We start from the raw sequence: 3,733 nt of genomic DNA on the forward strand, positions 1-3,733 counted from the left end.
TCAGTGAGCCACGGCGCTTGAGCGCTTCATTGTAGGATGGCCAGTTCCTGGTCTTGTAGGTCGGGGGCGTCGGTCTGCTCATGACAGCCAGCTACCACGCTGGATTCACAACATGAATCCCTTCACGGGATTTGTGCAACAGAGCCCATCGCCTCACTTCTCATCTTTGGGTTGGCAGTATACTTGGAGGCGACGGAGGGTGCGCTTCGGCCAATGGTGCGACAATTTCGAAGAGGTGTTATCTCTCGTTTCGCGTCGAGGGAGCCTCAGCGATAGCGCGGGGGGTAAAGGTGGTCGCGTGCCTGAGCGTGTCTAGTGCAATCGCGGCATAGCGTTTGCCGCGCATTCGGTCTTCGGCGCAGCGATCATGCGGGATTGATGCCCAATTGCTGAAATCGAACGCAGGTCTGCTCACTCTCGCGAACGGAACTTCCGAGTAAGTACAATAACTGATCGCGGCGGGTTTCGGGTGTCGTTCCCCATTCTAAATTCGGTTCGAGCTGTGATCTAAGACAGGCTTGAAGACATGTGTCACGTTTGCCCGAAAATGGCGGCTCAGTATGTTCGCAAGCGTTCTCCGCACGAAGACCGCGAATGCCTCAGGCTCCTCTGCGGCTGACAAACTGAAGTTCGTCACCTCGGCACAGTGCGAAGTTGCTCCGCGGCCACGAAGAGGCGGGGACCACGGGAGGCAGAGCTTGCAAAGATTTCCTCAAAGAGCGCATTCGCACGTCATATTCGCGAGGCTGATTGAATAGCCCCACGTTTCTTAGACGCCTTCGGCTCTCAGTCTCTGCTGCCGTTCGAACTCGACGGGCGACAGCATCCCGTTCCTCGCGTGCTTGCGCTTCGGGTTGTAGAACATCTCGATGTAATCGAACACGTCTCGCCGTGCTTCCTCGCGGGTTCTGTAGGTCCGGCGCCTGATCCGCTCGCGCTTGAGCAGGTTGAAGAAGCTCTCCGCGACGGCGTTGTCGTGACAGTTCCCACGGCGGCTCATCGAGTGCTCAAGATTGTGGGCCCGCAAGAACGCCGCCCAATCCATGCTGGTGAACTGGCTGCCCTGGTCCGAGTGGATAAGCACCCTGACCTTCGGCTTTCGGCGCCAGACGGCCATGTGCAGGGCCTGCAATACGACGTCGGTCGTCTGGCGGCTTTGCATCGACCAGCCGACCACACGGCGGGAGTAGAGGTCGATGACCACGGCGAGGTAAGCGAAGCCCTCCAGCGTCCGGATGTAGGTGATGTCGGTCACCCAGGCCCGGTCCGGGGCCTCCACGTCGAACTGTCGATCCAGGGCGTTGTCCACTACGATCGAAGGCTTGCCGCCATAATGGCCTGGTCGGCGCCGGTAGCCGATCTCGGCCTTGATGCCAGCCAGCTTGGCCAGACGCGCAACACGGTTCGGGCAGATGCTCTCGCCCTGATCGAGCAGGTCGTCATGCAGCTTGCGATAGCCATAAACCTTGCCGCTGTCGGACCAGGCTTGCCGGATCAGCTCAGTCTGACGCTTGTCTTCCAAGGCCCGCCTGCTCAGCGGAGCCTTCAGCCAAGCGTAGAAGCCGCTCGGCTGGAGACGCAGGCACCGGCACATCGCCCGCACCGAGAACTGTCCGCGATGCTCGGCCACGAACGCGTATCTCACTTTGCATCCCTGGCGAAATACGCGGTGGCCTTTTTTAGGATGTCGCGCTCCTCCGTCATCCGTGTCAGCTCCCGCTTCAGGCGCCGGATCTCGGCATCCTTCTCAGCCTCGCCGGACGACGCCTTCGCGAACCTCCGCTTCCATGCATAGAGAGAGTGCTGGCTCACCCCGAGCCGTTGCGCCACCTCCGCAACCGGGTAACCCCGCTCGGTGATCTGCGCGACCGCGTCCCGCTTGAACTCATCGCTGTAGTTGCCTTTGCCGATCGTGGCCTCCTTGCCTCAAAATTAGGGAAGAAGGCGTCCACGAACCATGGGGCTATTCACACCGTGCCCCGCGATCAGCACCACTGGCGCGAAACCGGAGGTAAGCGACATTGCCCGCAACACCCGGCCCGCGAGTGCGATCCGCGCGTCCGAGGGCAGGTCGAGCGCGGGCACAGGTTCAGGGGACGGGGCGTCGTCCTGCGCCATCGCCGACCCGAATAGCTTGCCAAGATAAAGTGGTCCGGCCGCCTCCACGAAGGCGAAGGACGAGACCGCGGCCAGCTTGAACCGGCCCCAGGCGCGGGTCGCGCGCCGGGTGATCCGTTCCGCCTGGTCTGCCTTGCCGCTCACCGCGACCTGCGAGTTGAGCGCCGCCTCCAGCAGCACCGGCGCCCGCGCCTCGCGCTGATCCGAGGCCAGCCCGAGATGCGCGATCGGCAGGCCGAAGAACCCCGCGAAGCCACGCGTCTGCACGCCCGGATCAGCGGTTTCCAGCGCCCGCCGGAACGGCTCGGAGCGCACGTCGATGCAGAAGATTGCCTGAATGTCCGGCGTCGGTGCGCCAGCCCTGCCTCCCGAGGCGGGGAGCTTTTCGGCCAGCGCCCGTTCCTCGGCCTGATCGGCAGCCTCCTGCAGGGCCAGATCGATGCGTAGATCGAGGCTCGGCTCCAGCGGCGCGGCATGAGCTTTCAGTGCCTGCGCCCAGGGTGTGGATAGCTGCTCGCCGAAGCTGTCGAGCAGCGCCACCTCCCACGCGAGCCGGATCACCAACATCTCGAACCCCAGCGCGTTGCGTTCGCCCTTCAGCCCATCGGCCCAGCCGAGCCCGCGCACATATTGTGCCCAGCCGCCAAGGCTCATCGCGAGCCGATGCAGATAGAGCGGTGCGGCCTCGGTGCTCAGACCAAGCCGTCCCGTCAGCTCCGCGAAGGCCGCGCGTGGATCCGTGGGCAGGCTCGCCGCGAAGGCGCAGAAGCCGCGCAGTCCGCGCAAGCCCGGCGTCAGGTCGCGCAGCGCGAACGCCCGCCACGCTTTGAAGGCCGATCCGCCCGGTGCGGGCCAGAGCGCTTGGCCCTTGTCGAAATGCCCGCCAGCCCACAGGCCGACCCGGTCCGCGATCAGCGCGGGCCAATCCTGCCCGGTTTCACGCGCCGCCAGATCGACCAGCGTTGGATCGGGGCAATAGGCGGGCGAAGGGTCATGAAGCGCCTTTTGCACCTGAGCGGGATCGAGCCCGGCCCCGACCGCGGCGGCGGCGATGTCCTGTTTTGTCACGCGCCCAGCCTCGAGCCACGCGGCGATCACCTCGCGCGGTGCGGTGATCCGGGCGCCTGCCACGCGCGCCAGCCGGGTCGCGGCCTGAACGCGGCTCTCTCCGGCCTGGCCGAGGTAGGGGTTCACCGCGACCGTCGCCTCCAAGCCGAAGGCGGGCGGGATCTGTGCCAACGCATCTTCGGCGGCGGCAAAGAGTTGCAGTGTGGCGCCGGGAAACTGATAGCTGTGGAAGCTCATTGCCTTAACCTTTCTTGAGGGGCGTCTGTCCGATCAACCGATCGGTGAGCGCATTGAGATAGAGACCGTTCATCAGGTGGACCCGCAGCCCCGCCGCAGCCGGATGGCTGCCCCAGAGCGGGAAGGTCGCCTGCGCCCATGCCGCGAGACCGAAGCCCACGACGGTCAGGAGCATCACGAGCCAGATCAGCGGATCGGCGACGGGCGGCGGCGGCAGGGTGCCCGCCGAGAGCGCATTCGCCCCCCAATGCAGCGCGAAATAGCCAAGGGTCGCGCCCAGAGACATCAGCGTCGTGCGCCAGAACAGAGG

2 protein-coding genes and 1 pseudogene are annotated in these 3,733 nt (G+C 64.7%); all 3 read right to left on the bottom strand.

Annotation, left to right across the window (positions count from 1 at the left end; genetic code table 11):
- Positions 1-769: 769 nt before the first annotated feature.
- Positions 770-1,911, bottom strand: a protein-coding gene (locus F8R15_RS20630) for an IS3 family transposase (protein WP_368731105.1) whose coding sequence is annotated in 2 segments (ribosomal slippage) — positions 770-1,671 and positions 1,671-1,911 — 1,143 coding nt in all. Because the reading frame shifts where the segments join, the coding sequence is not laid out codon by codon here.
- Between the two features lie 21 nt (positions 1,912-1,932).
- Complete coding sequence (locus tag F8R15_RS20635; RefSeq protein WP_152845840.1) at positions 1,933-3,423, bottom strand: putative inorganic carbon transporter subunit DabA; 1,491 nt, start codon at positions 3,421-3,423, stop codon at positions 1,933-1,935.
- A gap of 4 nt (positions 3,424-3,427) precedes the next feature.
- Positions 3,428-3,733, bottom strand: a pseudogene (locus tag F8R15_RS21585) (oxidoreductase); the annotation flags it as partial.

The organism is Thioclava sp. JE_KL1 (assembly GCF_009296265.1).
In the GTDB taxonomy this organism is placed as follows: Bacteria; Pseudomonadota; Alphaproteobacteria; order Rhodobacterales; family Rhodobacteraceae; genus Thioclava.

Coding starts and splice junctions, on each gene's coding strand:
- F8R15_RS20635 (WP_152845840.1), bottom strand. CDS start 3,423: ATGAGCTTCCACAGCTATCAGTTTCCCGGCGCCACACTGCAACTCTTT.